Consider the following 26,653-nt stretch of genomic DNA (forward strand, 5'->3'; position numbering starts at 1 on the left):
GGAGAGCCCATGGAGGAACTGTCCGCCGCGGAAGCGGAGTCGAAGGACCCGGAGCCGCGAGGCTCGGGGCCCGAGGACTCGGAGGTGGCGGTGAGCGACCCGGAAGCCCCGGTCATCGCCACCCGTGCCCTCACCAAGCGCTACCGCGGCGGGCAGCTCGCCGTGGACGGGCTCGATCTGACCGTCCCGGCGGGCAGCGTCTTCGGCTTCCTCGGGCCGAACGGCTCCGGCAAGACCACCACCATCCGCATGCTGATGGGCCTCATCGCGCCCACCTCGGGCACGGCGCGCGTACTGGGGCGACCCATGCCCCGCGCCTCGCGCACCGTGCTCCCGCACGTCGGCGCCCTCATCGAGGGCCCGGCGCTGTACGGCTTCCTCACCGGCCGCGACAACCTCCTGCGGTACGACTCCGCCGACCCCACCGCCGACCCGCGCACCCGGCGTGCGCGGGTCGCGGCCGCGCTGGACCGGGTCGGCCTCACGGCGGCGGCCGGCAAGAAGGCGAAGGCCTACTCGCTGGGCATGAAGCAGCGTCTCGGCCTGGCCGCCGCCCTGCTCCAGCCCCGCAGACTCCTCGTCCTGGACGAGCCGACCAACGGCCTCGACCCGCAGGGCATGCGCGAAATCCGCGCGCTGGTACGGGAGCTGGCCTCCGACGGCACGACCGTCTTCCTCTCCTCCCATCTGCTCGACGAGATCGAACAGGTCTGCACACACGCCGCCGTGATGGCCCGGGGCCGGCTGATCACCCAGGGCGCGGTGGCGGACCTGGCGGCCGGGGCGCGCGGACGTCTCGTCGTGACGACCCCGGACGTGGCCGAGGCGGCCCGGGTCCTGAAGGAACAGGGCGTGGCCGACGTGATCGTGGCGGAGGACCGGGTGACAGGCGAGGCGCCGGACCGCGAACCGGCCGAGCTGAACGCCGCGTTGGTCACGGCGGGAGTCCGGGTCCGTGGCTTCGGTGTCGAAGGCGCGTCCCTGGAGGACGCGTTCGTGGCACTGACGGGAGAGGGCTTCGATGTCGCAGGCTGAGGCGGTCGGACCGGGCCGCGCCGAAGGCGCCCGCCGGCCGAGCCCCTTGTGGGTCGGCCTGCTGGGCAGCGAGCTGGTGACCACATTCCGGCGCTGGCGCACGCTCGCTCTGCTAGCGGTACTGGCCGCCGTGCCGGTCCTGGTCGGCATCGCCGTCAAGATCCAGACGAGCGGCGGCTCCGGAGGCCGGGGCGGCGACGGCGGTCCGGCCTTCATCACGCAGATCACCAACAACGGCCTGTTCCTGGTCTTCACCGCACTGGCCGCGACGCTCCCCTTCTTCCTGCCGATGGCGATCGGAGTCATCGCGGGCGACGCGATCGCGGGCGAGGCGAACTCCGGCACGCTCCGCTACCTCCTGGTCGCCCCCGCCGGCCGCAGCCGCCTCCTCCTCGCCAAGTACGCGACCACGATGGCCTTCTGCCTCGTCGCCACCCTCGTCGTAGCGGTCTCGGCGCTCACGGTCGGCGCCCTGCTCTTCCCGCTGGGCGAGCTGACGACGATCTCGGGCACCCGTATCAGCTTCGCCGATGGCCTGGGCCGGGCCCTGCTGATCGCGCTGGTCGTCGCCGCGTCGCTGATCGGGGTGGCGGCCCTGGGGCTGTTCATCTCCACGCTGACCAACAGCGGCATCGCGGCGATGGCGACGACGGTGGGTCTCCTGATCACGGTGCAGATCCTCGACCAGATCCCGCAGTTGCACGCGCTGCAGCCGTACTTCTTCTCGCACTACTGGCTGTCCTTCGCGGACCTGGTGCGCGACCCGGTCTACTGGGACGACCTGGTCCACAACCTGGGCCTGCAGGCCCTGTACGCGGCGGTCTTCGGCTCGGCGGCCTGGGCGCGCTTCACGGCGAAGGACATCACCGCGTAGGCCATTGCCTCCTCCGCCGCCCTCCCCGCGCGTCTCAGCCCCGCGCGCCTCACGTCTCGTACGGCAAGTCGCCGTCGGCGCTCGGGGCGAGGTCCAGCAGCAGGGCCATCACACCCACCAGAGTGGCGCTGCTGACGATCTCCCCGCGTTCGATCATCGCGCGCACCCGCGACAGAGGGATCCACTCCAGGCGGTCCGACTCGTTGCGCTCGGTCGCCTCTCCGATGTGGGCGGCGTCGTCCGTACGGAAGACGAAGTGCCGGGCGTCGGTGATGCCGGCCGCGGGCTCGGCGCGGAGGAGCGGCCGGAGCGTACCCGCGCGCCAGCCCGTCTCCTCCTCCAGTTCGCGCCCGGCCGCCGCGGCGGGCTCCTCGCCGTCCTCGACGAGGCCCATGGGCAGCTCCCAGGCCCAGGTGCCGGTGACGAAGCGGTGACGCCACATCATGAGGACACGCCGCTCCCGGTCGACGGCCGCGGTGACGGCGACGTCCCGCAGCCGGACCACGTGGTAGTCGCAGCGGGCCCCGTCGGGCTGCTCCACGTCCAGCGAACGCAACCGGACCCAGGGCGTTTCATAGAGCGTGCGCTCCCCGTGGACGGTCCAGCGCATGCTCACCGAAGCCCCCGTCGGCCACCCGGAGCGGTGAACGCGCCTGTCAGGCGGGCGAGTTGCTCGCACTCACGGGGCGGCTGGCCGCTCAGGTCGCCGATACGCCAGGCAGGCACCCAAGGCACCCGGTAGACGTCGATCATCGATTCGATCACCTTGATTCGCTGGGCGAGTTGGCGTGGCAGCCGACCCGGCGCGTCCGCGACCAGCACGATGGCGTCGAGATCGAGGCCGGGGGGCGCCTCGCCGCGCCGGAAGACATCCAGGTACCGCAGGACGGCCTGCAGACCGCCCGCGTGTGTCCGGGCGACCAACAGCACCGAAGCGGGTTCGCTCTGGTCGGGCCGGGGCCAGCCGCGGCCGGCGTCGAACCCGCCGAAGACGGTGGCGAGCGTCGAGGTGCCGGCTCCGCCGTGCGTGGCCACCCAGCCGAACCGCCGTGGACCGGCGGAGCCTTGAGCCGTCTCCGGCCGTGGTCCGGCGCCGTCCACCGGCCCGCGAATCCAGATCTCGGGCCCGGCGGGCCCCTGTTGCGCGATCCCCTGCATCGCCACTCTCCTCGGTCGGTCCTCGCACCTCGATCTTCACGGCAGGTGCGGCGCTCCGGTACCGGGGCACGGGTTCCTGGGACGAGCCTGTGACGCTGTGGTGACGCAGGACGGGGACGGGGACGGAAGACTTGACCGGGTACGTATGTCTCCTGTCTGCGTACGGATGTCCGGAGCCGGAGTTCGAGGGGAGCCGATGGCGAACGGGGGCGGGAGCGCCGCGAAGAGGGCCCCGGAGGGCCGAACGGCCACCGGGGCAGGGCCGACGGGCGCTGTGCCCGGGCCGACGGGTGCCGGGGCCGGGCCGACGGGTGCCGGAGCAGAGGCGACGGGCGCCGGGGCAGAGGCGACGGGCGCCGGGGCAGAGGCGACGGGCGCCGGGGCAGAGGCGACGGGCGCCGGGGCAGAGCCGACGGGTGCCGGGGCAGGGCCGGTTGCCGGGGCGGCGGCCGGAGCCCGGGGGAGGGGCGACGGTGGCTCGGACCGCGGGGCCTGCGCGACGCCGCCCGTCCTGGGGACCGCGCGCTTCTCCGGGACCACCGGGACGCGGACCGACGGCTCCGGCAGCGGTTGGTCCGGCCCGCGTAGGCTGGCCCCCTGTGCGCTCGTCGTGGGGGACGCGGCGACATCTCCCTCCTCCGCCACCTCCGCCCTCGCCTCGACCGACCGACCCGAGTGAGGAACGATGTCCCGACTCAGCCGCGAACACAAGCGGGGCCGCTCCGCAGCGGGGGCCGCGTCCCAGGGGAGTGCGGGCGCCGCGGTGACGCCGATCGACGTCCATGTGCCGGCGACCGCGCGGGACGGGGTACCGGGTGCCGGAGCGACTGTCGGCGGGATGCCGGTCGTCGCGGCACCCGGGGAGCCGGTCCAGCAGGCCGTCCTGAACTACCTTCACCGCCTCGCCCTCGCGACGGGCCATCCCGTCCTGGCGACGGTCCACGACGAACGGATCGGCTTCGTCGTACCGATCCGGGTGTACGTCGACGGTTCGAGCGACTTCGCGGGAGATCCGGCACGCACCGGGGCGCCAGGGGCCGCGGGTGCGCCGGGTGCGCCGTTTCCACACGCGACTGAGGGGGCTGGTGAGGGCGGCCCGGTGTCCGGACGGGCCGCCGGGGCCGGTGGTCCGGTCGCTCACGTGGGCGGCGAGGACGACGATCCGGTTCCGGCGGTCGCCGCCGCGGCACCCACATGGCCGGTGGAGGGCGCGCCGGTCGCGGCGCGGCCCCCGGCGGACGGCGCGCCGCAGCGGCCGCTCCGGGACAAGGCCACACACGTCCTGCGGGCGGTGGAGGCCCCGCAGCCGACTCCGGGCACCACGGCCCCGACCTTCCCCTTGAGGGCTGTACCGGACCCGAACGCAGCGTCCGCACCACGTCCGTCGGCCGCACCGGAGCCGGCACCCACCGAGGTACGTACGCCCGCACCGGAGCCGGCACCCACCGGGGAACGTACGCCCGCACCGGAGCCGGCACCCACCGGGGTACGTACGCCCGCACCGGAGCCGGCATCCACCGAGGTACGTACGCCCGCACCGGAGCCGGCACCGACCGGGGAACGTACGCCCGCACCGGAGTCGACAGCCCGGACGGCGGCGACCGGCCCCGCACCGGCATCCTCGTCGGCCCCGCCGACTTCACCGACCCCGCCGACCCCGCCGGCTTCACCGAGCCCGGTGCCGACCGGGCGTTCGGCTGCCACGCACGTCCTGCGCGCGGTACCGGAATCGACGGTGCCGCGGCCGACGGCGACACCGGACACCGCCCCGGCGGCCTCGACTCAGGAGGCGGCACCGCAGACCGCTCCTGCTGTCCCGGCCGCTCCGGCCGACTCGGCCCAGCCTCCCGCCCCCGCCGCGGAAGCCGCCGCCGCCTCCAACGACTCCGCTCTCCAGACGCAGCCCGCCGAACCCGCCCAGGAGGGCGCTCCGGCACGCCCCGGTGGCACCATCGCCACGTTCGTCCTGCGGGCCGTGCCCGAGGAGGCAGCGTTGATCACCGCGACGTCCGGCCCGGCCCAGGCGCTACCGGGCGCCTCCCACGACGGCATTCCACTGCCGCCGCCCGAGACGTCGGCCCCCGTGCCCGGGTCCCCCGGCACGGTCTTCGCGCCGACCGGGACCTTCGGCCCCCCGACGGCACCCCCCGTCGCGTCGCCCGCCACTCCCGACGCAGCGCCCGCCCCCGCGGTCATGACCAAGCCGCCCACCTGGCCCACCCCCGCCCCCTCGTCCGTGCAGACCCCCGAAGTGGTGGTGCCGCCCACCGCGGACGTGGACTCCGACCTGGACCCCTCCTCCGCTCGCGACTGGACACCCACCCCGTCCTCGAAGACCGCCCCGGTCGTCGACGCGGACGCGGACGAGGTCAAGGAACCGCCCGTGCGGGAGTTCGACTCCGTGGCCGAGGCCGTGCTCGCGCCCGAGTCGGGGGCCGTGCCGCCCGGCGGTGCCGGGCCCATCGCGGAGCCCATGGCCCGGATCAACGCGGCGGTGAAGCAGGGACATATCGAGGAGGCCGCCGGCCTGGCCGAGCGAGCTGTCGCCGAGTCCGCCGCGATCCTGGGCGCGGACCACCCGGACGTGCTGCGCCTGCGCGAACTCACCGCGTACATCGCCTACCTGGCCCAGGACGCCCTGCGCTCCTTCCATCTCTCGCTCGATCTGGCCCGTCTGCGCCACCGCCTGGCCGACCCGCGCGGCGCGTACGGCAACGTCCAGAGCGCGGCCGCGGCCTGGCGCGCAGTCCGCGACCCCGTCCAGGGCCTGCACCTCGGCCGTGACCTCATCGCCGTATGGACCGAACTCGCCGCCGAAGAGGGCCCCGCCGCCGACGACCTCGACCAGCTCGAACGGGCCCGCACCCGTATGGGCCGCCTCGCCGAACGGGCCCGCGCCGCGGGCAGCGGCGAGCATCCCTACGTGCGATGAGCAGGAGGGGGCCAGGGCGGCCGCATGGCTGCCCTGGCCCCCTCGGGCCCATCGGAGTCTCTCTGGAACGGCGCCGTCCTTGACCCGCACGGCGCCGTCCTTGACTCGCACGGCGCCGACTACGGCCTCGTATCCACGGGACCGGATCCCGCCGCCACACCGTCAGCCGTCACCGCATCCGCCGTCACCGCATCCGCCGTCACACCCTCCGCCGTCACACCCTCCGCCGTCACGGCGTCCGCGGTCGCACCCTCCGCCACCACACCGTCCGTAGCCGGCGCCGCGCTCGCGGTCGCGCCGGCGACGGCGGTGCCGGGCGTCCCGATCTGGTTCCTGAGCGCCCGCGCCGACCGGCGGGCCGTGCGCAGCGCGTCGCCGGTGAGCAGCGACAGCGCGAGCCACACGAGCGCGAAGCCCGCCCAGCGCTCGGGCGGCATCGCCTCGTGGAAGTAGAAGATGCCCAGCAGGAACTGGAAGACCGGCGCCAGGTACTGCAGCAGACCGAGCGTGGACAGCGGCACACGGATCGCGGCGGCGCCGAAGCAGACGAGGGGCAGCGCGGTGACCACCCCGGTGGCGGCGAGCAGCGTCGCGTGCCCCGCGCCGTGGGAGGCGAACGTCGAGCCGCCGTGCGCCGAGAGCCACAGCAGATACGCCAGCGCGGGCACGAACTGCACGGCGGTCTCCGCGGCCAGCGACTCGATACCGCCCAGACTGACCTTCTTCTTCACCAGGCCGTACGTGGCGAAGGAGAAGGCGAGACACAGGGAGATCCACGGCGGGCGGCCGTAGCCGATCGTCAGGACGAGGACGGCGGCGAAGCCCACCGCGACCGCCGCCCACTGGAAGGGCCGCAGCCGCTCCTTGAGGATCAGTACGCCTATGGCGATGGTCACGAGTGGGTTGATGAAGTAGCCGAGCGAGGCCTCCACGACGTGGCCGCTGTTCACCGCCCATATGTAGACGCCCCAGTTGACGGTGATGACCGCCGCGGCGACCGTGATCAGGGCGAGCCTGCGCGGCTGCCGCAGCAGTTCGCCGGCCCAGGCCCAGCGCCGCATCACCAGCAGCGCCACGCCGACCAGGACCAGCGACCAGACCATCCGGTGGGCGAGGATCTCCACCGCCCCGGCGGGCTTCAGCAGCGGCCAGAAGAGGGGGACGAGCCCCCACATCCCGTAGGCCGCGAAGCCGTTCAGCAGTCCTGTCCGCCGTTCACTCTGCGGCTTGTCGGTCACGGGCCCCTCCTTCTCGCGCTCCTGCTGCCGTGCAGCCTCCACGAAGGTAGCGCGAGCACCCCCGCCTGTCATGCCCGTATCGCCATACGGTCATGACAGGCGGGGGCCGGGGTGCTCAAGGGCCCGACGGGGGAGTTCAGCCCTTGAGCGCGACGGCGACGGACTCGGCGATGGGCGTGGTCGGACGGCCGGTCAGCCGGGAGAGGTCGCCGGTGGTGACGGCCAGCTCGCCCTTCTCGATCGAGGCGTCCACGCCGGCCAGCATCGCGGCGACCGGCTCGGGGAGGCCGACGCCGGTCAGGATGCCGGTGAGGGCTTCCACGGTGACCGGGTTGTACGCGATCTCCTGGCCGGTCTGCTCGCTCAGTTCGGCGGCGTACTCGGCGAAGCCCCACGCGGTGTCACCGCTCAGCTCGTACGTCTTGTTCTCGTGGCCCTCGCCGGTCAGCACCGCGACGGCGGCGGCCGCGTAGTCGGCACGCGCGGCCGAGGCGACCCGGCCCTCGCCTGCGGCCTGGACGACGGCGCCGTGCTCCAGGACGGGGGTGAGCTGCTCGGTGTAGTTCTCGTTGTACCAGCCGTTGCGCAGCAGCACATACGGGACGCCGGAGGCCAGGATCGCCTCCTCGGTGCCCCGGTGGTCGTCGGCGAGGGCGGCCTTCAGACTGCCAGGGGCGCTGGTGTAGGCGAACAGCGCGACTCCGGCCGCCTTGGCGGCGTCGAGGACGCCCTCGTGCTGGCCGACCCGGCCCTTGTCGAACTCGTTGCCGGAGATCAGCAGCACCTTGTCCCCGGCGGAGAAGAGGCCCTGGAAGGTCTCCGGAGCGTTGTAGTCGGCGACCGCGACCCGCACACCGCGGTCCGCGAAGTCGGCGGCCTTCTCCGGGGTGCGCACGACGGCGGTGATCCGATCGGCCGGAACCTTCTCCAGCAGCTGCTCAACGACGTGACGGCCGAGGTGTCCGGTGGCTCCGGTGACGACGATGCTCATGGCTTTGGCTCTCCTTGTGGGGTGCGTATGGCACTAACCCTAGGAGTGGCGCTAACTAGACGAAAGTACCGACTTTGAAGTAAGGTACTGGCATGGCAGTAAGTAGCGAGGTCGCCGGTGGAGGCGACAACGGCACGGCGATGTGTCCCTATCGCATCGTCCTGGAGCACGTCACCAGCCGCTGGGGCGTCCTGGTCCTGATCGAACTCCTCGACCGCTCCTACCGCTTCAGCGAGCTGCGCCGGGCGATCGGGCGGGTCGCCCGTGTCAGCGAGAAGATGCTCACCCAGACCCTGCAGACGCTGGAGCGCGACGGTCTGGTCCACCGTGACGCCAAGCCGGTGATCCCGCCCCGGGTCGACTACTCCCTGACCGATCTGGGCCGTGAGGCGGCGCAGCAGGTGCGCGCGCTGGCGTCGTGGACCCAGGAGCGCATGGCCGACGTGGAGGAGGCCCGCCAGGCATACGACGAGGCCCGGGCGCCGAAGGCCCGGGCCTCGTGAACCGCGTGGTCTCCTAGCCGACGACCGTCCAGGTGTCGCCGCCCGCCAGCAGCGCGGCCAGGTCTCCCTTGCCGTTCTGTTCGATGGCGGTGTCGAGCTGGTCGGCCATGAGGGTGTCGTAGACGGGCCGGTCGACGGAGCGGAAGACGCCGATCGGGGTGTGGTGGAGGGTGTCGGGGTCGGCCAGCCGGGACAGCGCGAACGCCGTGGTGGGGGAGGCCGCGTGGGCGTCGTGGACGAGGATGTCCGCCTCGTTGTGAGGGGTCACCGCGACGACCTTCAGATCACCCGTCGCGCTGTCCCGTACGACACCGCGGGTGCCGTCGGGTCCGAAGCGGATGGGCTGCCCGTCTTCCAGGCGGATGACGGCTTCCTGGGAGGTCTGCCTGTCCTTGAGGACGTCGAAGGCGCCGTCGTTGAAGATGTTGCAGTTCTGGTAGATCTCGATCAGGGCGGTGCCCGGGTGGGCGGCCGCGGCACGCAGCACCTCGGTCAGGTGCTTGCGGTCGGAGTCGACCGTGCGGGCCACGAAGGACGCCTCGGCGCCCAGGGCCAGGGAGACCGGGTTGAAGGGCGCGTCCAGGGAGCCCATCGGCGTCGACTTGGTGATCTTGCCGATTTCGGAGGTGGGCGAGTACTGGCCCTTGGTCAGACCGTAGATGCGGTTGTTGAACAGCAGGATCTTCAGGTTCACGTTGCGGCGCAGGGCGTGGATGAGGTGGTTGCCGCCGATGGACAGCGCGTCCCCGTCCCCGGTGACCACCCATACCGACAGGTCACGGCGTGAGGAGGCCAGACCGGTCGCGATCGCGGGGGCCCGGCCGTGGATGGAGTGCATGCCGTAGGTGTTCATGTAGTACGGGAAGCGCGAGGAACAGCCGATGCCCGATACGAAGACGATGTTCTCCCGGGCCAGGCCCAGCTCGGGCATGAAGCCCTGGACCGCGGCGAGGATGGCGTAGTCACCGCAGCCGGGGCACCAGCGCACTTCCTGATCGGACTTGAAGTCCTTCATCGACTGCCTGGCATCGGCCCTGGGCACGAGGGAGAGCGCCTCGATCGTGTCCGTGCCCTTCGTGGACGTCTCAGCCATCGATGGCCTCCTTGAGAGCCGCGGCAAGCTGCTCCGCCTTGAACGGCATGCCGTTGACCTGGTTGTAGGAGTGGGCGTCGACCAGGTACTTCGCCCGGATGAGGGTGGCGAGCTGGCCGAGGTTCATCTCGGGGATCACCACCTTCTCGTACCGCCCCAGCACCGTTCCGAGATTGCGCGGGAAGGGGTTCAGATGCCGCAGATGCGCCTGCGCGACCGGCACCCCGGCCGCACGCAGCCGCCGCACGGCCGCGGTGATCGGCCCATACGTCGAGCCCCAGCCCAGCACAAGCGTCCCGGCCCCGTGCGGATCGTCGACCTCGATGTCCGGGACCTCGATCCGGTCCACCTTGGCCTGACGGGTACGGACCATGAAGTCGTGGTTGGCCGGGTCGTAGGAGATGTTGCCCGTGCCGTCCTGCTTCTCGATGCCCCCGATCCGGTGCTCTAGCCCCGGCGTGCCCGGGATCGCCCAGGGCCGGGCCAGGGTCTGCGGGTCACGCTTGTACGGCCAGAAGACCTCGCTGCCGTCCTCCAGCGTGTGGTTCGGGCCGTTCGCGAACCGAACCCGCAGATCGGGCAGCTCCTCCAGCTCCGGGATCCGCCAGGGCTCCGAGCCGTTGGCCAGATAGCCGTCCGAGAGCAGGAAGACGGGCGTGCGGTAGGTCAGCGCGATCCGCGCCGCCTCCAGGGCCGCGTCGAAACAGTCCCCCGGGGTACGCGGGGCGATCACCGGAACCGGCGCCTCACCATTGCGCCCGAACATCGCCTGCAGCAGATCCGCCTGCTCGGTCTTGGTCGGCAGACCGGTGGACGGCCCGCCCCGCTGGATGTCGATCACCAGCAGCGGCAGCTCCAGCGAGACCGCCAGCCCGATCGTCTCGCTCTTGAGGGCCACCCCCGGACCGGACGTGGTCGTCACCGCGAGCGAGCCGCCGAAGGCCGCACCCAGCGCGGCACCGATCCCGGCGATCTCGTCCTCCGCCTGGAAGGTCCGCACCCCGAAGTTCTTGTGCTTCGACAGCTCGTGCAGGATGTCGGAGGCGGGGGTGATCGGGTACGAGCCCAGGAACAGTGGCAGATCCGCCTGACGGGAAGCGGTGATCAACCCGTACGACAGGGCCAGGTTCCCCGAGATGTTCCGGTACGTGCCCACCGGGAAGGCATGGACGGCCGGCGCCACCTCGTAGGAGACCGCGAAGTCCTCCGTCGTCTCGCCGAAGTTCCAGCCGGCGCGGAAGGCGGCGATGTTCGCCGCCGCGATGTCCGGCTTCTTCGCGAACTTCGACTTCAGGAACTTCTCCGTGCCCTCCGTCGGCCGGTGATACATCCAGCTCAGCAGGCCCAGCGCGAACATGTTCTTGCTGCGCTCCGCCTCCTTGCGGCTGAGGTCGAACTCCTTGAGCGCCTCGACGGTGAGGGTCGTCAGCGGCACGGGATGGACGTTGTAGCCGTCCAGCGTCCCGTCCTCCAGGGGGCTGGCGCCGTAGCCGACCTTCTGCATCGCCCGCTTGGTGAACTCGTCCGTGTTGACGATGATCTCCGCACCCCGCGGCAGGTCGCCGACGTTCGCCTTCAGGGCGGCCGGGTTCATCGCCACCAGGACGTTCGGCGCGTCGCCCGGGGTGAGGATGTCGTGGTCCGCGAAGTGCAGCTGGAACGAGGAGACGCCCGGAAGGGTGCCTGCCGGAGCGCGGATCTCCGCCGGGAAGTTCGGCAGCGTCGACAGGTCGTTACCGAACGAGGCCGTCTCCGAGGTGAACCGGTCACCGGTGAGCTGCATACCGTCACCGGAGTCGCCCGCGAACCGGATGATCACCCGGTCGAGCTTGCGTACGTCCTTCGTGCCTGCCGGTTTGCGCTGCTCTCCCACGACGGCTCCGTCGGCCTGCTCCGCTGGACTGCTGACCTGGCTGGTCACTGAACTGGACCTCCCTCGAGGCGGCTGTCTGGGAACGGCCGGCCCGCCGGCCTTCCCACGATCAACCCTACGTCGGTAAGGGTCGCCTTCCCTCGGCCGTTCGGATGATGGACTCGGTTCTGAGACGGTCGGACGCCCTGATTTGTCATGATTTACTCGCCCCCCGGCGATGCTTCCGAAGACGCTCCCTGCTCATGCTTTGGTTCTGGTGCTGCTCACCGGTGCTTCGGCTCTGGTGCTGCGGTCCGGTGCGTTGGTTCCGGTGCCGCGGTCCGGTGCTCCGGTTCGGGTCCTGCCGTCCCGTTCGGCGACGCTGTCTGACACAGTGTCAGCCGATCAGGAGTTGATATAGGTGAGCACGGCCAGAACACGCCGATGATCCCCGTCACTCTGGGACAGGCCGAGCTTCAGGAAGATGTTGCTGACGTGCTTCTCGACGGCTCCGTCGCTCACGACCAGCTGCCGTGCGATCGCGGAGTTCGTCCGCCCCTCGGCCATCAGGCCCAGAACCTCCCGCTCCCGCGGGGTGAGCGCGGCGAGCACGTCCTGTCTGCGGCTGCGCCCGAGCAGCTGTGCGACCACCTCCGGGTCCAGCGCGGTGCCGCCCTGGGCCACCCGTACCACGGCGTCCACGAACTCGCGCACCTCGGCGACCCGATCCTTGAGCAGATAGCCGACACCGCGACTGGAACCGGCCAGCAGCTCGGTGGCGTACCGCTCCTCCACGTACTGGGACAGCACCAGGACGCCGAGTCCGGGATGCGTCTTGCGCAGCCGCACCGCGGCCCGGACTCCCTCGTCCGTATGCGTCGGGGGCATCCGCACGTCGGCGACGACGACATCGGGCACCTCGCCGCGGTCCGCCAGGTCGGTGATGGTCTTGATGAGCGCTTCCCCGTCGCCGACACCGGCGACCACCTCGTGCCCACGGTCGGTCAGCAGCCGGGTCAGGCCCTCTCTGAGCAGCACTGAGTCCTCGGCGATGACCACCCGCACCCTGTCCTCCACGATCCCTGGCCCCCCGAGCCCTTCTCAGGCCGTGCGTCCTGTGCGTCCGGCGGTGTCCCGGGCGATCCGTCGCCCGTCGGACCTCAGTATCGCGCGATCCTCGATTCCTCAGGGGGCCTGTGGACAGACTGCCCCTCCGTGTTCCGGGGGCGCGACCAGGGACGAGACGTTTCCGGCCACGTACGGGTCGCGTATGCGCCACATAGGTGGTCCTGCACTCATGCGCGGCTAGGCCCCTGTGCGGGCTGGGCCTGACCCCTGTGCGGCTGGGCTTGCCTCCGTCCCAGCCACCCCGCCCACACGGTGTGCCCCTATTCCACGACGGACAGGGGGGCGATGTACCGGGATGAATGCCGGGGGGATGGAACGGGATGATGCCGGGGCGATGTACCGGAGTGATGTCCGGAGCGGTCAGGCCGAGCGCCACGGCAGTTCGGCGGTGATGCGGGTCGGCCCTCCGGCCGGGGAATCCACCACCAGGACTCCGTCCACCGCGTCGAGCCGTTCCGCGAGCCCGGCCAGTCCCGACCCGCCGGAGGGGTCCGCACCGCCCACCCCGTCGTCCGCCACCTGCAGCAGCAGACGGTTCTGCGCCCGCCACACATCCACCGTCGCCCGGGTCGCGCGCGCGTGCTTGCCGACGTTCTGCAGCAGCTCCGACACCGTGAAATAGGCGATTCCCTCGATCGCCGGCGCCGGTCGCGCCGGCAGGTCCACGTCCACCTGGACCGGCACGGTGCACCGCGAGGCCACCGCGGACAGCGCCGCGTCCAGTCCCCGGTCCGTCAGCACGGCCGGATGGATCCCGCGCGCGAGGTCCCGCAGCTCCCGCAGCGCCGTCTTCACCTCGCCGTGCGCCTCGTCCACCATGCGTGCCGCCGCCTGCGGATCCGCCGCCAGCTTCTCCTTCGCCAGCCCCAGATCCATGGCCAACGCGACCAGCCGGGCCCCCGCCCCGTCGTGCAGGTCACGCTCGATGCGCCGTAGATCCGCCGCCGCCGTGTCGACCACCACACCCCGGTCCGACTCCAGCTCCACCACCCGCGTCGCCAGTCGCGACGGGCCGAGCAGCCCGTGCACCAGCAGCCGGTCCACCGTCGTCAGCCCCCGTACGATCCACGGCGTGGCCAGCGTGAGCAACAGCCCCACCAGCGCGGTCACCGTGATCTCGAACGGGTTGTCGAGATAGACGCTGTGCGTCTCGTCGCCGTACAGCTGGAGCCCGCCCTGGCCGCCGTACATGGGGAACAGCCAGAACCACAGCGGATACGTCAGCAGCGCCCATCCGGTCACCCAGAAGGTGATCCCCACCGAGAACGAGAACACCGCCCACGGGAACTGCAGCACCGTGTACAGCATCTGCCGCCACGACGACCCGCTCTTGAGCATCGCCCCGATCCAGGCCATCGCCCCGGGCCGCTTCATCCGCAGCGGCTCCGGATCGGCCACCTCCAGCCCGAGCAGGGTCCGCGCCCGCGCCCGCTCCAGCGCCCCGAAGCCGCGGCATCCCCCGAGCGCCGCCGCCAGCACCGGGATGCCCAGGAAGGTCACGAGCAGGCCCGCCCCGACCGAGAACATCGTGACGCTGTAAGTGAACATCGTGATCCCGATGGGCAGGCTCAGCAGCAGATAGCAGAACTCGGCCCAGCTGCGCCCCTCGATCGGCGCCCGCAGCGCGACCGGAAGCCGGTGCGGCCGTCCCCCGGCGCCCTGGGATCCAGGGCCGCCCCACTCTCCGTACCCCTGCCCGTACCGCGTGGCCATCGGCGTCGTCCGTTCTCCTCGTCGTCCCCTCCGGCGCGATCGGCCCGCTCGGCCCGCTCGCCGGCTCGTACCTCCACCCTGCTGTTCCCGCGCCCGCCGGGCCATGGAGCGCGTCGGCGTCCTGAGCCGGGGGTTTTCCCCACCATCCCCCGACGCGCACGCCCCCCATGCCCCAACAGGCTCCCGGTACGCCGCAGACGCCAAGCGGTCGCACACCTTCCTCCGCCTCCGTGTGCGACCGCTTCCGCGCCCGGTGGCCCCGCCGTGTCCCCGCTACATCCCCCGCGTCTTGTCCTCCCGGTCCCGCCACGGCAGCTCCGCCGTGATCGTCGTGGGCCCGCCCGCCGGTGAGTCGATGACGAACAGCCCGTCGACCGCGCCCAGCCGCTCCGCGAGCCCCGCCATGCCGCCGCCGCCGTCGAGGCGGGCGCCCCCGCGGCCGTCGTCCCGCACCTGGATGAGCAACCGCTCGTCCGCCCGCCACACGTCGACGGAGGCGGACTTCGCCCCGCTGTGCTTGCTGATGTTCTGCAGCAGCTCGGAGACCGTGAAGTAGGCGATGCCCTCGATCGCCGCGGCCGGTCTCGTGCCGAGGTCCACGGTGACCTTCACCGGCACGGTGCAGCGCGTGGCGACCGCCGACAGCGCTGCGTCCAGACCGCGGTCGGTGAGGACCGCAGGATGGATGCCGCGCGCCAGGTCCCGCAGCTCCTGCAGCGCCAGCTTCACCTCGCCGTGCGCCTCCTCGACCATCGCCGCCGCGGAGTCCGGGTCCTCCAGCAGCTTCTCCTTGGCCAGTCCGAGCCCCATCGCCAGGTTCACCAGCCGGGCCTGCGCCCCGTCGTGCAGGTCGCGCTCGATGCGCCGCAGATCCGCCGCCGCCGTGTCCACGACCACGCCGCGACCGGATTCCAGTTCGGCGATGCGCCGCTCCAGCTCGTCGGAGGGCGACAGCAGGCCGCGCACCATCGCCCGGTCCACGTTCGTCAGCCAGCGCGCGATGAACGGCAGGACCGGCCACAGGAGGAACAGCGACACGAACGTCACCGTGAAGGTCAGGATCCCCCAGGGCAGCCGGATGAACTCGTACAGAACCGTCCGCCAGCCCACCGGGTCCTTCAGCGCCATCCAGAGCCGCTGGACCAGGCCGACTCTCCTGCCGGCTCTCCCGAGCAACGGCAGGGGCGTCGGCTCCTCCACCCGCACCCCGAGCAGCGCCCTGGCCCGCGCCCGCTCCAGCTTGCCCAGCTGCCGCGCGCCCAGCAGTCCGGCCGCCAGCAGAGGGAAGCCGATCACGGTGACCGTCAGGCACGCACCCGTGAGCGGCGCCGTCACCGCGTACGTGAACCCGATCAGCGACACCGGCAGATTCGCCAGAAGGTGCGCGATCTCGCGCCAGGTGTACCCGTCCAGGGCGAGACGCGGGGGCGGCGGGGGCCCGCCCTTCAGGGGGCCGGGAACCGTGATGCGTTGGGTCATATGCGCCAGCCTCGTTCGGTCATGTCGGCCAGCCTGCCGTGCCGTGCGCCGCACCGCCATGAGGCGGACCGCCGCGGCTCACCGGGGGGAAACCCCACCCCGACGGGCGCGTTCGGGCGCTTCCGGGGTTCCGGTGACGCGTGAAGCGACCCCCGCCAGGGGTACGTGATCGGAGCCGCACGGGAAGACCGGCGTATCCCGAGGCGCAACGGGCTGCTTACCCTCTCTTTAGCAGGGCCTAGACTCCCGTGCGTACAGATCGTCGAACACACGGTTCACCAGGGTCACGAGGTCAGGGAGCGAGGGGCTGACGTGCCGGATCCGACCGCCGTCGCTGTCATGGCGGAGACCGGGAGCACGAAGACCGCCGCGTATGCCGGAAATGCCGGTTACGCCGGGAATATCGTCGCGGCGGACTACTTCCACTCCTACTCCGTCGTCGGGCTGCTCGCCGCCGTCGGCGTGCTCTTCGTCGCCGTCGCCTTCGGCGCGAGCCGCCTGCTGCGCCCTGTCGTGCCCACCCCCGAGAAACTTCTGACGTACGAGTGCGGCGTCGACCCCGTCGGCGAGGGCTGGGCCCACACACAGGTCCGCTACTACGTCTACGCGTTCCTGTACGTGATCTTCGCGGTCGACTCGATCTTCCTCTTCCCCTGGGCGACGGTCTTCGCCGATCCCCGTTACGGCGCGACCACGCTCGTGGAGATGTTCGTCTTCCTCGGCTTCCTGACCGTGGGACTGCTGTACGCATACAAGAAGGGCGTCCTGACATGGACGTGAACCCCTCGACTCCGTCGGCTCCCGAGCCGGTGCTGCTGCCGGAGCCCAAGCGGCTCGGCACGCTCGCCCGTCTCGCCCCCGAGCCGATGAAGGTCATCCTGAACTGGGGTCGCCGCTACTCGCTGTGGGTCTTCAACTTCGGCCTCGCCTGCTGCGCGATCGAGTTCATCGCCGCGTCGATGGCCCGGCACGACTTCATCCGCCTCGGTGTCATCCCGTTCGCTCCCGGCCCGCGTCAGGCCGACCTGATGGTGGTGTCCGGCACGGTCACGGACAAGATGGCCCCGGCCATCAAACGGCTGTACGAGCAGATGCCCGAGCCGAAGTACGTCATCTCCTTCGGCGCGTGTTCCAACTGCGGCGGCCCGTACTGGGACTCGTACTCCGTCACCAAGGGCGTCGACCAGATCATCCCGGTGGACGTGTACGTCCCCGGCTGCCCGCCGCGCCCCGAGGCGCTGCTCCAGGGCATCCTCAAGCTCCAGGAGAAGATCGCACGCGAGTCGCTGGGGGAGCGGTACGGATCGGCCCGGCCGTCCACGGCCGCCCTCCGGAGCGGCCTGGTCAAGCCGCCGACGGCGGCCGCGGGTCCTGGTTCGCGTTCAGGCTCGGGTCCGGATGCGGGTTCGGGCTCGGGTGCAGGTTCGGGCTCGGGTGCGGGTTCAGGTTCGGGTTCAGGTTCGGGCTCGGGTGCGGGCTCAGATTCGGGCCCGGGTGCGGAGTCGGCCTCCGGCCCCGACGCGGGCCTGGGCGCCGACTCGGCCTCCGGCGCGGAGGCGGGCTCGGACTCGGGGGTGGCACGATGACCGCCGTCGGCTGGCTGCCCGCATCCGCCGAGGACCTCTTCGGCCCGCAGGCCACTGCCGAGGAGTCCTACGAGGTCCTGACCGTCGACGTCCCGCCGGCGGGCTGGACCGCGGCGCTGCGGGTCGCGCGCGACGAACTGGGCTGCACGTACTTCGACTGGCTGAGCGCGGTCGACGAACCGGGCACGGGCCTGCGCGTCTCGGCCCACGTGGTGGCCCTGTCCCCGGTCCGCCGTCTTCTCGTACGTACGACGATCCCGTACGACGCCCCCGTCCTCCCCTCCGCAGTGGACGTCTACGCGGGCGCCGCCTGGCACGAGCGCGAGACCCACGAGATGTTCGGCGTGACCTTCGAGGGCCACCCGGCGCTGGACCACCTGCTCCTGCCGGACAACTTCGAGGGCCACCCCCTGCGCAAGGACTTCGTGCTGGCCGCCCGGGTCGCCAAGGCCTGGCCCGGCGCGAAGGAACCGGGCGAGTCCGACCACGGCGGCCCCAAGCGCCGCCAGATGCTGCCCCCCGGCGTCCCCGACCCGAACGAGTGGGGTCCCCTCAAGGGCCAGCTCCCGCCGGCCCCCGCCCGCCCGGCCCGAGCCGCGGGCCGCACCGCGGGTGAGCGCCCCATACGCCGTGGCCGCACGGCAGCGGAGGGCACGGCCGGCCAGGCCCCGGCCACGGACGACACCGCGGAGACCCCGGCACCACCGCGCCGGGCCCGCAGCGCCTCGGCGGGCTCCGCTTCACAGCGCGCAGCCGAGCCCGGCACGGGCCCTGCCACTGCGGAGTCTCCCGCCGCTCCCGCCGGTCCGCGGCGCGCGCGGAGCGCGTCGGAGGGCTCCGCTTCTCGGCGCGCGGGCGATGGCGGAGAACCGCCGGCTCCTCCCGCGGCTCCTCCCGCGGGTCCTGCCGCCCCGGCCGGTCCGCGGCGCGCGCGCAGCGCGTCCGAGGGTTCGGCCTCGCAACGCGCGGATGCCTCGGCAGCCGAGGAGACGGCCGCCAAGCCCCCCGCCGCCCCACGCAGCTCCGACGCCCCCTGGCACCACGCCCGCCCGGCCTTCGACGAGCCGAAACCCACCCCCGAACCGCCGGCCAAGGCGCAAGCGGAGCCCGAGGGCGACGCCCCCGAAGCCGAGCCGGCAGCCGAAGCCGAGGCGGCAGCCGAAGCCGGAGCCGAGGCGGCAGCCGGAGCCGAAGCCGAAGCGGCAGCCGGAGCCGATGGCGGTGCGGCCGACCGTCAAGCCCGTCCCGGCGACGCCCGACCCGCCGAGTCCTCTCACTCCGGCGAAGCCCCCACCCCCGACGACCCCTCCGGAGGCACGCAGTGAACGGCGCTCTCGACGTCGCCCTGCGACTCGTCGTCGTGTTCGTCGTCTTCCTCACCTTCCCCCTGATCATCGGCCAGACCGAACACAAGGTCATGGCCCATATGCAGGGCCGCCTCGGACCGATGTACGCGGGCGGCTTCCACGGCTGGGCCCAGCTCGTCGCCGACGGAGTGAAGTTCGCGCAGAAGGAGGACGTCGTCCCGGCGGGCGCGGACCGCCGCATCTTCCAGCTGGCGCCCGCCGTCGCCCTCCTCCCGTACCTCCTCGTCCTCCTGGCCATCCCGATCGGCCCGGGCGAGGGCGCAGTCGGCCAGGTCGTCGACGCGGGCATCTTCTTCGTCCTGGCGGTCATGGGCGTCGGCGTCCTCGGCTCGCTCATGGCCGGCTGGGCCTCCGCCAACAAGTTCTCCCTCCTCGGCGGCCTCCGCACCGCCGCCCAACTCCTCGCCTACGAGCTCCCCATGCTGCTCGCCGCCGCCTCGGTCGCCATGGCGGCGGGAACCGTCTCACTCCCCGGTATCGTCGACGCCTTCAAGTGGTGGTGGGTGCCCTGGCAGATCGTCGGCGCGCTCGTCTTCTTCGTCGCCGGCCTCGCCGAACTGCAACGCCCGCCCTTCGACATGCCCGTCGCCGACTCGGAGATCATCTTCGGTGCCTACACCGAGTACACCGGCCTCCGTTTCGCCCTGTTCCTCCTCGCCGAGTACGCCGGGATCATCGTCCTGTGCGGTCTGACCACCGTCCTCTTCCTGGGCGGCTGGCACGGCCCCTGGGGTGCCGACGGCCTCGGCTGGCTCTGGACGCTCCTGAAGACCGCGATCCTCGCCTTCGTCGTCATCTGGCTGCGCGTCACCTACCCCCGCCTGCGTGAGGACCAGCTCCAGAAGCTCTCCTGGACCCTCCTCGTGCCCCTCTCCCTCGCCCAGATCGCCCTCACCGGCATCGTCAAGGTGGTGATCTCGTAACCATGGCCCCCATCCCCGGCTCCGGCCTCGCCAAGGGCCTGGCCGTCACCCTGCGCACGATGACGAAGAAGTCCGTCACCGAGCAGTACCCGGAAGTCCGGCCCGCCCTCCCGCCGCGCAGCCGCGGCGTCATCGGCCTGTTCGAGGAGAACTGCACGGTCTGCATGCTGTGCGCCCGCGAGTGCCCCGACTGGTGCATCTACATCGACTCCCACAAGGAGACGGTCCCGGCCGCCGCCCCCGGCGGGCGCGAGCGCAGCCGCAACGTCCTCGACCGCTTCGCCATCGACTTCTCCCTCTGCATGTACTGCGGAATCTGCATCGAGGTCTGCCCCTTCGACGCCCTCTTCTGGTCCCCGGAGTTCGAGTACGCCGAGACGGACATCCGCGACCTCACCCACGAGCGCGACAAGCTCCGCGAGTGGATGTGGACCGTTCCGGCGCCGCCCGCCCTCGACCCCGCCGCGGAGGAGCCGAAGGAACTCGCCGCGGTCCGCAAGACCGCCGAGAAGCTGGCCGCCGCCCAGGCCGAACCGGCCGAGCCCGAGCAGCCCGAGGAGGGAGAGTCGTGAGCCCCGCCTCCGCCGTGCTGACCACGGCTGCCGCCCCACCGCACGGCTTCCTCTCCCCGACCGGTGTCGAGATCACCTTCCTGCTCGTCGGTCTGGTCACCCTCGTCGCCGGGCTCGTCACCGTCACCACCCGGCAACTGGTGCACGCCGCCCTGTGGCTCGTACTGACCCTCGGTGGCCTCGCCGTCGAGTACCTGCTGCTCACCGCCGAGTTCATCGCCTGGATGCAGGTCCTCATCTACGTCGGTTCCGTCGTCGTCCTCCTTCTGTTCGGTCTGATGCTCACCAGGGCCCCCATCGGCCGCTCCCCGGACGCCGACTCCGGCAACCGCTGGGCCGCCCTCGGCGTGGCCGTCGCCGCCGCGGCCGCCCTGGTCTGGGTGGTCGTCGACGCCTTCCGTACGACCTGGATCGACCTCGGCGGCGCGGCCTCCGGCTCCACCAAGGTCACGGGCGCGAGCCTCTTCCAGAACTGGGTCCTGCCCTTCGAGGCCCTCTCCGTCCTCCTGCTCGCGGCGCTGGTCGGCGCGATCGTCCTCTCCCGCAAGGCGAAGGCCGACGCGACCACCACCGTGAGCCGCCCGACGGCCTCGGACACCCGCAGCGAGAAGGAAGGCGCCCGCTGATGCACCTCGCCTATCCCGCCGTGCTCTCCGCCCTCCTCTTCTGCACCGGCCTGTACGGCGTCCTCGCCCGCCGCAACGCGGTCCTCGTCCTGATGTCGGTCGAGCTGATGCTCAACGCCGTCAACCTCAACCTCGTCGCCTTCGACGTCTGGCTGAGCAGGACCGCCCGCGAGACCTTGTACTCCGGCCAGGCCCTGACCCTGTTCACCATCGCCATCGCCGCCGCCGAGATCGGCATCGGCCTGGCGATCGTCCTCGCCGTCTACCGCAACCGCGGCACCTCCGACATCGACCGACTCCGCGACACCGCCGAGGGCCCCGAGAGCGACGTCCCCGCGGCTGAGAAGGCTGAGGCGACCGCGTGACCACGACCACCCTCGCCGTCCTCGTCCCCCTCCTTCCGTTCGTTGGTGCCGCAGCCGGCCTGCTGCTGGGCCGCACGACTCCCGGCTTCGTCCGCCCGCTCGCCGTCCTGCCGACCCTCGCGTCGCTCGTGCTGGCCGTGCTGGTCGCCGGACGCCAGGGCGGTGGCCGGGCCATCGACTCCGCCACCGAGTTCACGCCCACCGGCTCGGTCCCGATCGAACTCGCCCTGCACATCGACGGCTTCGCCGCGCTCGTCGCCGTCCTGGTCGGCGTCGTCGCCACCTGCGTGCAGATCTACTCGACTGGCTATCTGCGTGACGACCCGCGCTACCCCTCGTACGCCGCTCTCGTCTCCCTGTTCACCTCCGCGATGCTCCTGGTCGTCTACTCGGGCGACCTGATCGTGCTGCTGGTCGGCTGGGAAGTCATGGGCATCTGCTCCTACTTCCTGGTCGGCCACTACTGGGAGACCCCGGAGGCCCGCGCCGCCTCCATCAAGGCGTTCCTGGTAACCAAACTCGGCGACGTGCCGTTCCTCATCGGCCTGTTCGCACTCGGCACCGACGCCGGCTCCTTCCGCATCACGAAGGTCCTCGGCACCGTCGCGAGCGGCGGACTGCACCACCCGACCCTGATCGCCCTGCTGCTCCTGGCCGGTGTGGCGGGCAAGTCGGCGCAGTTCCCCCTGCACACCTGGCTCCCCGACGCGATGGCGGGCCCCACCCCGGTCTCCGCGCTGATCCACGCCGCGACGATGGTCGCCGCCGGTGTCTACTTCATCGCCCGTCTCCTTCCGGTCTTCGAGGCCTCCTCGGCCGCGATGGTGATCCTCGCCGTCATGGCCGCCGTCACCATGGTCGGCTCCGCGCTCGCCGCGCTCGCCCAGGACGACATCAAGCGCGTCCTCGCGTACTCGACGATCGGCCAGCTCGGCTATATGACCGGTGCCCTCGCCGTCGGCGACCGTGGTGCCGCCGTCTTCCACCTCCTGTCCCACGGCGCCTTCAAGGCGCTGCTCTTCCTCGCCGCCGGCGTGATCATCCACGCCGCCGGCACCAACTCGCTGGCCGCCATGTCCCGCATGAAGGACCTGCGCGCCCGCGTCCCCGACGCCTTCTGGACGATGACCGTGGCGCTCCTTGCGCTCGCCGCGATCCCGCCGTTCGCCGGCTTCTTCTCCAAGGAGTCCGTCCTCGGCGCCGCCGAACACGTCGCCATCGGCCACACCGAGCACGCCCCCGGTGCCGCCGGCTGGATCGTGCTCGTCACCGGCCTGATCACCGCCCTGCTCACCGCCGCGTACGCAACCCGGCTGTGGCTGCTCGCCTTCCGCGGCCACGGCGCCGAGGCTCCCGACCACGGCAGGCAGCCCCTCGTCATGAACGCCGTGCTGTGGGTGCTCGCCGTCCCGTCGCTCGTGTTCGGACTCGCCTACCGCGTCCTGCCCGGCTGGTTCGACGGCGGCGACCTGACACCGACGCTCACCACCTCCGTCCTCGGCACGGGGCTCGCCCTGGTCGGCGGGCTCATGACGTACAGCGCCTGGCGGCACACCACCGCGCTCGTGGACCGTTTCCCGCTGGGTGCGGTCGCGGCCCACCCCGAGGCGGACGCCGGTCTGGTCGAGGCCGAGGCCATCGCGAGCCACGCGCCCGCGTACGGAGACGTGGCCTACGCGCCCGACCCGGCGGACCCGGGCCGTCTCCTGCTCGGCCCGCTGCACCGCCACGCGGCCGTCGGCTTCCACCTGGACGCCGTGTACGACGCGCTCCTCGTAGGCCCGATCAGGGCCGCCGCGAGCCTCGTCCAGTTCCTCGACCGCGAGGTCGTCGAGACCTACGTACACGGCGCGGGCGCCCTACCCCGCCTGCTCGGCGCCGCCGTACGGCGCGCCCAGACCGGCAATGTGCAGACCTATGTGAGCGCGCTGCTCGCCGGCACCGTCGTCCTGGCGGTGGCCGCCCTCCTCGTCGCCACGGGAGCGTGAGCAGGCGTGATCGATATCAGCGAGTCCGTGATGCAGTTCCTTCTGGCATTCATCGTCGTCGTGCCGCTCATCGGCGCGCTCGCCGCCCTCCTGCCGGCCCCGCCGGGGCTGAAGGGGAAGTCGCCCGAGCAGGCCGTGCTGCGGCACGGCGTCACCGTCACCGGCGTCATCCTCATCGCCGCGATCGTCCTGGCGCTCGGCTTCGACCACGACCACGCGTCGAAGATGCAGGCCACGACCGACATCAGCTGGATCCCCGCACTCGACGTGCGGATCCACCTCGGCATCGACGGCATCTCCCTCCCCCTTCTGGTCCTGACCGCGCTGCTGACCTTCCTCTGCGCGGTGTACTCCTACTTCAAGACGCCCTCGGGTCCCACCCCGAAGGCCTTCGTGGCCCTGCTGCTCGTCCTCGAGTCCGGCACCCTGGCGACCTTCGCCGTCCTCGACCTGCTGCTGTTCTTCCTCGCGTTCGAGATGGTCCTCGTCCCGATGTACTTCCTCATCGCCCGCTGGGGCGGCGAGGGACGGACCCAGGCCGCCTGGAGGTTCATCCTCTACACACTGCTCGGCTCCGTCGTCATGCTGCTCGGCCTGCTCCTGATCGGTCTCAAGGCGGGCACGTTCGACATGGTGGCACTCGCCACTGACAACGGCCGGTCGCTCACCACATCCGTGCAGGTCATCGCGGTATTGGCGATCGGGATCGGACTCGCGGTCAAGACGCCGATGTGGCCGTTGCACAGCTGGCTGCCCGACGCCCACACCGCCGCGCCGACCGTCGGCTCGGTCCTGCTGGCCGGTGTCCTGCTGAAGATGGGTACATACGGTTTCGTCCGGATTCTTCTGCCTGTCGCGCCCCACGGCTTCCACACCTTCGCGCCGTACCTCGCCGCCTTCGCCGTCGTCGGGATCATCTATGGATCCCTCGCCTGCCTCGCCCTCGCCAAGCGGGGCGCCAAGGGTGACCTCAAACGGCTCATCGCCTACTCCTCCGTCGGCCACATGGGCTTCGTACTGCTCGGCATCGCGACGACGACCCCCACCGGCGTGAACGGTGCGCTGTTCGCCAACATCGCCCACGGCCTCATCACCGGCCTGCTGTTCTTCCTGGTCGGTGCGCTGAAGGAGCGCACGGGCACCACCGACCTCGACACCCTCGCGGAGGGCAGCGGCGCCGCCCTCTACGGCAAGGCGCCCCGCCTCGGCGGCCTGCTCGCCTTCGCCGCCGTCGCCTCGCTCGGCCTGCCCGGTCTGGCCGGGTTCTGGGGCGAGATGCTGGCGCTGTTCGGCGCCTTCAAGCCCGCCGCCGACCTCAGCCGCCCGGCGTTCCTGACCTTCATGGCCGTCGCCGCGTTCGGCACGCTCCTCACCGCCGCGTACATGCTCGTCGTGGTGCGGCGTGTGTGCATGGGTGCCGTCTCGCAGGAGGCCCCGAAACTCGCCGACGTCCACACCTACGAATTCGCGGCCTGGACGCCGCTCGTCGTCCTCACCGTCGTCGCGGGCCTGTGGCCGAAGGCCCTCCTCGGCCTGACCGACCCGGCCGTGCAGCAGCTCCTCGCAGGAGGCACCCGATGAGCTCCCTCGTCCAGTCCGTCGACTGGCTCGCGATCGCGCCACCCGCCATCGCGGCGGTCGTCGGACTCGTCGTCCTCGTCGCCGACCTCTTCCTCGGCAAGGAGAAGAAGGCCCTCCTCGGCTGGGTCTCCGTCGCGGGACTGGCCGCCGCGGCGGTCATGCTGCTGCCCCTCCTGGAGGGGCACCGCGCCACCTTCTGCCTGACCGGTGACCCGCAGGTCTGCAGCTACATGGCGGACCGTTTCACCCTTGTCATCCAGTTCCTCGTCCTCGGCGGTGCCCTCCTCGCGGCACTTCTGTCGGTCACGGCCCTGAAGGACGCGAACAAGGAACTACCCGAAGGGGAGTTCTGGTTCCTGCTGCTCTCCTCCGCGGCCGGTGCCGCTCTGCTGCCCGCCTCCCGCGACCTGGCGACCCTCATCGTCGCCCTGGAGGTCGCCTCCCTGCCCGCGTTCGCCCTTGTGGGCATCCGGTACGGCGACAAGAGGTCCTCCGAGGCGGCCCTGAAGTTCTTCCTGTCGTCCGTCACCGCGACCGCCGTCAGCCTCCTGGGCATCAGCTTCGTGTACGGGACCACGGGCACCCTGTACCTCACCCAGGTGGCGCACCGGATCCAGCACGTGGACGGCCAGTTCCACACACTCGCCCAGGCGGGAGTCGTCCTCACGCTCGTCGGCTTCGCCTTCAAGACGGCCGCCGTCCCGTTCCACTTCTGGGTGCCCGACACCTACGTGGGCGCGCCCCTGCCGGTCGCCGCCTACCTGTCGGTCGTCGGCAAGGCGGTCGGCTTCTCCGGCCTGATCCTCATCACCGTGGTCGCCCTCCCGTCGTACGCGGACGTGTGGGGCCCGGCACTCGCCGTGCTGGCCGCCCTCACCATGACCGTCGGCAACGCCGGCGCACTCCGGCAGCAGGCCACGCGCGCGTACAGCGCCGTACGCCTGCTGGCCTGGTCCTCCGTCGGCCAGGCCGGCTACCTTCTGGTGCCGATCGCCGCGGCCGCCTACTCCAAGGACGCACAGAAGTCGATCGGTTCCACCGTGGCGTACGCCCTGATGTACGCCGCGGTGAACCTCGGCGCCTTCGCCGTGGCCGCGCTCGTGGGCCGCGCGCGGGCCCTGAACCGCATCACCGACTACCGCGGCCTGTACGCGTCGAACCCTCTTGCCGCGCTGATCCTGGCGTTCTTCCTGCTCTGCCTGGCAGGCCTCCCGCCGGGCATCATCGGCCTCTTCGCGAAGGTCACCGTCTTCTCCGCGGCCGTCGACGCCGGTCTCGGCTGGCTCGCCGTGGTGATGGCGGTCAACGTGGTGATCGCGCTCTTCTACTACCTCCAGTGGACGGCCCTGCTCTTCCGCGCTCCCGAGGCGGAGCCGGAGAAGCACGGCGTCCCCGCCCCGCTCACTGCGGCCATCGCCCTGACCGCGGTGCTGGGCATCGCCCTCTCCGGGGCACCTCAGCTGGTGCTGCGCTTCTCGGCCACCGGCCTCTTCTGACGGACGCTCGCACGTGTGACGGACGCTCGCACGCGCGCGGGGACACACGACACGGCACGCGCGCGTGGGGGCGCCGCCATCTCACCCGGACGGCCCACGCGCGCCGGTGCGCGCACAAGGGAACTTGCGCTTCCCGCCTGGCGTTGACCAGTG

The 26,653-nt window shown here is 71.7% G+C and carries 23 protein-coding genes; 14 read left to right on the forward strand and 9 right to left on the reverse strand.

The annotated features are described in order from the left end of the window. Nucleotides 1-9 precede the first annotated feature (9 nt). Entirely contained in the window at nucleotides 10-1,035 is a 1,026-nt protein-coding gene (locus tag ASC56_RS21410; protein WP_079102628.1) for an ABC transporter ATP-binding protein, read from the forward strand. Further along, entirely contained in the window at nucleotides 1,022-1,909 is an 888-nt protein-coding gene (locus tag ASC56_RS21415) for an ABC transporter permease (protein WP_055493115.1), read from the forward strand. Before ASC56_RS21410 ends, ASC56_RS21415 begins: the two co-directional genes overlap by 14 nt. Nucleotides 1,910-1,958: 49 nt before the next feature. Here ASC56_RS21415 and ASC56_RS21420 read toward each other — a convergent pair whose 3' ends face one another. Further along, nucleotides 1,959-2,519 carry an NUDIX hydrolase gene (locus ASC56_RS21420; RefSeq protein WP_055493116.1) on the reverse strand — a complete coding sequence of 187 codons (561 nt, stop codon included), beginning with the start codon at nucleotides 2,517-2,519 and terminating at the stop codon, nucleotides 1,959-1,961. Between the two features lie 2 nt (nucleotides 2,520-2,521). Next, complete coding sequence (locus tag ASC56_RS21425; RefSeq protein WP_055493117.1) at nucleotides 2,522-3,067, reverse strand: DUF6668 family protein; 546 nt, start codon at nucleotides 3,065-3,067, stop codon at nucleotides 2,522-2,524. Nucleotides 3,068-3,752: 685 nt separating this feature from the next. Here ASC56_RS21425 and ASC56_RS41255 point away from each other — a divergent pair. Further along, nucleotides 3,753-5,999 carry a hypothetical protein gene (locus tag ASC56_RS41255; protein ID WP_063784991.1) on the forward strand — a complete coding sequence of 749 codons (2,247 nt, stop codon included), beginning with the start codon at nucleotides 3,753-3,755 and terminating at the stop codon, nucleotides 5,997-5,999. A gap of 119 nt (nucleotides 6,000-6,118) precedes the next feature. On the opposite strand, the gene rarD is transcribed toward ASC56_RS41255, so the two are convergent. Both rarD and ASC56_RS21445 read right to left on the reverse strand, forming a co-directional pair. Continuing rightward, nucleotides 6,119-7,174 (reverse strand): EamA family transporter RarD, encoded by a 1,056-nt coding sequence (gene rarD / locus ASC56_RS21440; protein WP_371330239.1) that lies wholly within the window; start codon nucleotides 7,172-7,174, stop codon nucleotides 6,119-6,121. Nucleotides 7,175-7,373: 199 nt separating this feature from the next. After that, on the reverse strand, nucleotides 7,374-8,228 hold the full coding sequence (locus ASC56_RS21445; protein ID WP_055493121.1) for an SDR family oxidoreductase: 855 nt from the start codon (nucleotides 8,226-8,228) through the stop codon (nucleotides 7,374-7,376). A 92-nt stretch (nucleotides 8,229-8,320) separates the two neighbouring features. Here ASC56_RS21445 and ASC56_RS21450 point away from each other — a divergent pair, with 92 nt between their 5' ends. After that, nucleotides 8,321-8,731: a helix-turn-helix domain-containing protein gene (locus ASC56_RS21450; protein WP_055493122.1), complete on the forward strand. Its 411-nt coding sequence runs from the start codon at nucleotides 8,321-8,323 to the stop codon at nucleotides 8,729-8,731. Between the two features lie 13 nt (nucleotides 8,732-8,744). On the opposite strand, the gene ASC56_RS21455 is transcribed toward ASC56_RS21450, so the two are convergent. The 5 genes from ASC56_RS21455 to ASC56_RS21475 form a co-directional block, all read right to left on the reverse strand. Beyond that, entirely contained in the window at nucleotides 8,745-9,824 is a 1,080-nt protein-coding gene (locus tag ASC56_RS21455) for a 2-oxoacid:ferredoxin oxidoreductase subunit beta (RefSeq protein ID WP_055493123.1), read from the reverse strand. After that, nucleotides 9,817-11,745 carry a 2-oxoacid:acceptor oxidoreductase subunit alpha gene (locus ASC56_RS21460; protein ID WP_055493124.1) on the reverse strand — a complete coding sequence of 643 codons (1,929 nt, stop codon included), beginning with the start codon at nucleotides 11,743-11,745 and terminating at the stop codon, nucleotides 9,817-9,819. The genes ASC56_RS21455 and ASC56_RS21460 overlap by 8 nt, the downstream gene beginning before the upstream one ends. Before the next feature lie 336 nt (nucleotides 11,746-12,081). After that, complete coding sequence (locus ASC56_RS21465) at nucleotides 12,082-12,741, reverse strand: response regulator transcription factor (RefSeq protein WP_055493125.1); 660 nt, start codon at nucleotides 12,739-12,741, stop codon at nucleotides 12,082-12,084. Nucleotides 12,742-13,164: 423 nt separating this feature from the next. After that, nucleotides 13,165-14,517: a sensor histidine kinase gene (locus tag ASC56_RS21470; protein ID WP_055493126.1), complete on the reverse strand. Its 1,353-nt coding sequence runs from the start codon at nucleotides 14,515-14,517 to the stop codon at nucleotides 13,165-13,167. Nucleotides 14,518-14,790: 273 nt separating this feature from the next. Continuing rightward, complete coding sequence (locus ASC56_RS21475) at nucleotides 14,791-15,996, reverse strand: sensor histidine kinase (protein WP_055493127.1); 1,206 nt, start codon at nucleotides 15,994-15,996, stop codon at nucleotides 14,791-14,793. Nucleotides 15,997-16,308: 312 nt separating this feature from the next. Here ASC56_RS21475 and ASC56_RS21480 point away from each other — a divergent pair, with 312 nt between their 5' ends. Genes ASC56_RS21480 through ASC56_RS21525 form a run of 10 tightly spaced genes read left to right on the forward strand, consistent with a single transcriptional unit; the run spans nucleotide 16,309 to nucleotide 26,500 of the window. Beyond that, a complete protein-coding gene (locus ASC56_RS21480) occupies nucleotides 16,309-16,776 on the forward strand; it encodes an NADH-quinone oxidoreductase subunit A (RefSeq protein ID WP_371330214.1) in 468 nt (155 codons plus the stop codon). Continuing rightward, nucleotides 16,767-17,582: an NADH-quinone oxidoreductase subunit B gene (locus ASC56_RS21485; protein WP_055493128.1), complete on the forward strand. Its 816-nt coding sequence runs from the start codon at nucleotides 16,767-16,769 to the stop codon at nucleotides 17,580-17,582. The genes ASC56_RS21480 and ASC56_RS21485 overlap by 10 nt, the downstream gene beginning before the upstream one ends. Next, nucleotides 17,579-18,907 carry an NADH-quinone oxidoreductase subunit C gene (locus ASC56_RS21490; RefSeq protein WP_063784992.1) on the forward strand — a complete coding sequence of 443 codons (1,329 nt, stop codon included), beginning with the start codon at nucleotides 17,579-17,581 and terminating at the stop codon, nucleotides 18,905-18,907. Before ASC56_RS21485 ends, ASC56_RS21490 begins: the two co-directional genes overlap by 4 nt. Beyond that, nucleotides 18,904-19,872 (forward strand): complex I subunit 1 family protein, encoded by a 969-nt coding sequence (locus ASC56_RS21495; protein WP_055493129.1) that lies wholly within the window; start codon nucleotides 18,904-18,906, stop codon nucleotides 19,870-19,872. The genes ASC56_RS21490 and ASC56_RS21495 overlap by 4 nt, the downstream gene beginning before the upstream one ends. 2 nt (nucleotides 19,873-19,874) lie before the next feature. Further along, the gene (locus ASC56_RS21500) at nucleotides 19,875-20,444 is read left to right on the forward strand and encodes an NADH-quinone oxidoreductase subunit I (protein WP_055493130.1); all 570 of its coding nucleotides are present in this window, start codon (nucleotides 19,875-19,877) and stop codon (nucleotides 20,442-20,444) included. Beyond that, complete coding sequence (locus ASC56_RS21505; protein WP_055493131.1) at nucleotides 20,441-21,070, forward strand: NADH-quinone oxidoreductase subunit J; 630 nt, start codon at nucleotides 20,441-20,443, stop codon at nucleotides 21,068-21,070. The genes ASC56_RS21500 and ASC56_RS21505 overlap by 4 nt, the downstream gene beginning before the upstream one ends. Continuing rightward, nucleotides 21,070-21,435: an NADH-quinone oxidoreductase subunit NuoK gene (gene nuoK / locus ASC56_RS21510; RefSeq protein WP_055493132.1), complete on the forward strand. Its 366-nt coding sequence runs from the start codon at nucleotides 21,070-21,072 to the stop codon at nucleotides 21,433-21,435. Before ASC56_RS21505 ends, nuoK begins: the two co-directional genes overlap by 1 nt. Further along, nucleotides 21,432-23,423 (forward strand): NADH-quinone oxidoreductase subunit L, encoded by a 1,992-nt coding sequence (locus ASC56_RS21515; RefSeq protein ID WP_055493133.1) that lies wholly within the window; start codon nucleotides 21,432-21,434, stop codon nucleotides 23,421-23,423. Before nuoK ends, ASC56_RS21515 begins: the two co-directional genes overlap by 4 nt. Nucleotides 23,424-23,429: 6 nt before the next feature. Further along, a complete protein-coding gene (locus ASC56_RS21520; protein WP_055493134.1) occupies nucleotides 23,430-25,004 on the forward strand; it encodes a NuoM family protein in 1,575 nt (524 codons plus the stop codon). Further along, entirely contained in the window at nucleotides 25,001-26,500 is a 1,500-nt protein-coding gene (locus ASC56_RS21525; RefSeq protein ID WP_055493135.1) for an NADH-quinone oxidoreductase subunit N, read from the forward strand. The genes ASC56_RS21520 and ASC56_RS21525 overlap by 4 nt, the downstream gene beginning before the upstream one ends. Nucleotides 26,501-26,653: the final 153 nt, after the last annotated feature.

Origin of the sequence: Streptomyces sp. TP-A0356 (assembly GCF_001417775.1) — a bacterium.
In the GTDB taxonomy this organism is placed as follows: domain Bacteria; phylum Actinomycetota; class Actinomycetes; order Streptomycetales; family Streptomycetaceae; genus Streptomyces.

Coding starts and splice junctions, on each gene's coding strand:
- ASC56_RS21410 (WP_079102628.1), top strand. CDS start 10: ATGGAGGAACTGTCCGCCGCGGAAGCGGAGTCGAAGGACCCGGAGCCG.
- ASC56_RS21415 (WP_055493115.1), top strand. CDS start 1,022: ATGTCGCAGGCTGAGGCGGTCGGACCGGGCCGCGCCGAAGGCGCCCGC.
- ASC56_RS21420 (WP_055493116.1), bottom strand. CDS start 2,519: ATGCGCTGGACCGTCCACGGGGAGCGCACGCTCTATGAAACGCCCTGG.
- ASC56_RS21425 (WP_055493117.1), bottom strand. CDS start 3,067: ATGCAGGGGATCGCGCAACAGGGGCCCGCCGGGCCCGAGATCTGGATT.
- ASC56_RS41255 (WP_063784991.1), top strand. CDS start 3,753: ATGTCCCGACTCAGCCGCGAACACAAGCGGGGCCGCTCCGCAGCGGGG.
- rarD (WP_371330239.1), bottom strand. CDS start 7,174: ATGTGGGGGCTCGTCCCCCTCTTCTGGCCGCTGCTGAAGCCCGCCGGG.
- ASC56_RS21445 (WP_055493121.1), bottom strand. CDS start 8,228: ATGAGCATCGTCGTCACCGGAGCCACCGGACACCTCGGCCGTCACGTC.
- ASC56_RS21450 (WP_055493122.1), top strand. CDS start 8,321: ATGGCAGTAAGTAGCGAGGTCGCCGGTGGAGGCGACAACGGCACGGCG.
- ASC56_RS21455 (WP_055493123.1), bottom strand. CDS start 9,824: ATGGCTGAGACGTCCACGAAGGGCACGGACACGATCGAGGCGCTCTCC.
- ASC56_RS21470 (WP_055493126.1), bottom strand. CDS start 14,517: ATGGCCACGCGGTACGGGCAGGGGTACGGAGAGTGGGGCGGCCCTGGA.
- ASC56_RS21475 (WP_055493127.1), bottom strand. CDS start 15,996: ATGACCCAACGCATCACGGTTCCCGGCCCCCTGAAGGGCGGGCCCCCG.
- ASC56_RS21485 (WP_055493128.1), top strand. CDS start 16,767: ATGGACGTGAACCCCTCGACTCCGTCGGCTCCCGAGCCGGTGCTGCTG.
- ASC56_RS21490 (WP_063784992.1), top strand. CDS start 17,579: ATGACCGCCGTCGGCTGGCTGCCCGCATCCGCCGAGGACCTCTTCGGC.
- ASC56_RS21500 (WP_055493130.1), top strand. CDS start 19,875: ATGGCCCCCATCCCCGGCTCCGGCCTCGCCAAGGGCCTGGCCGTCACC.
- nuoK (WP_055493132.1), top strand. CDS start 21,070: ATGCACCTCGCCTATCCCGCCGTGCTCTCCGCCCTCCTCTTCTGCACC.
- ASC56_RS21525 (WP_055493135.1), top strand. CDS start 25,001: ATGAGCTCCCTCGTCCAGTCCGTCGACTGGCTCGCGATCGCGCCACCC.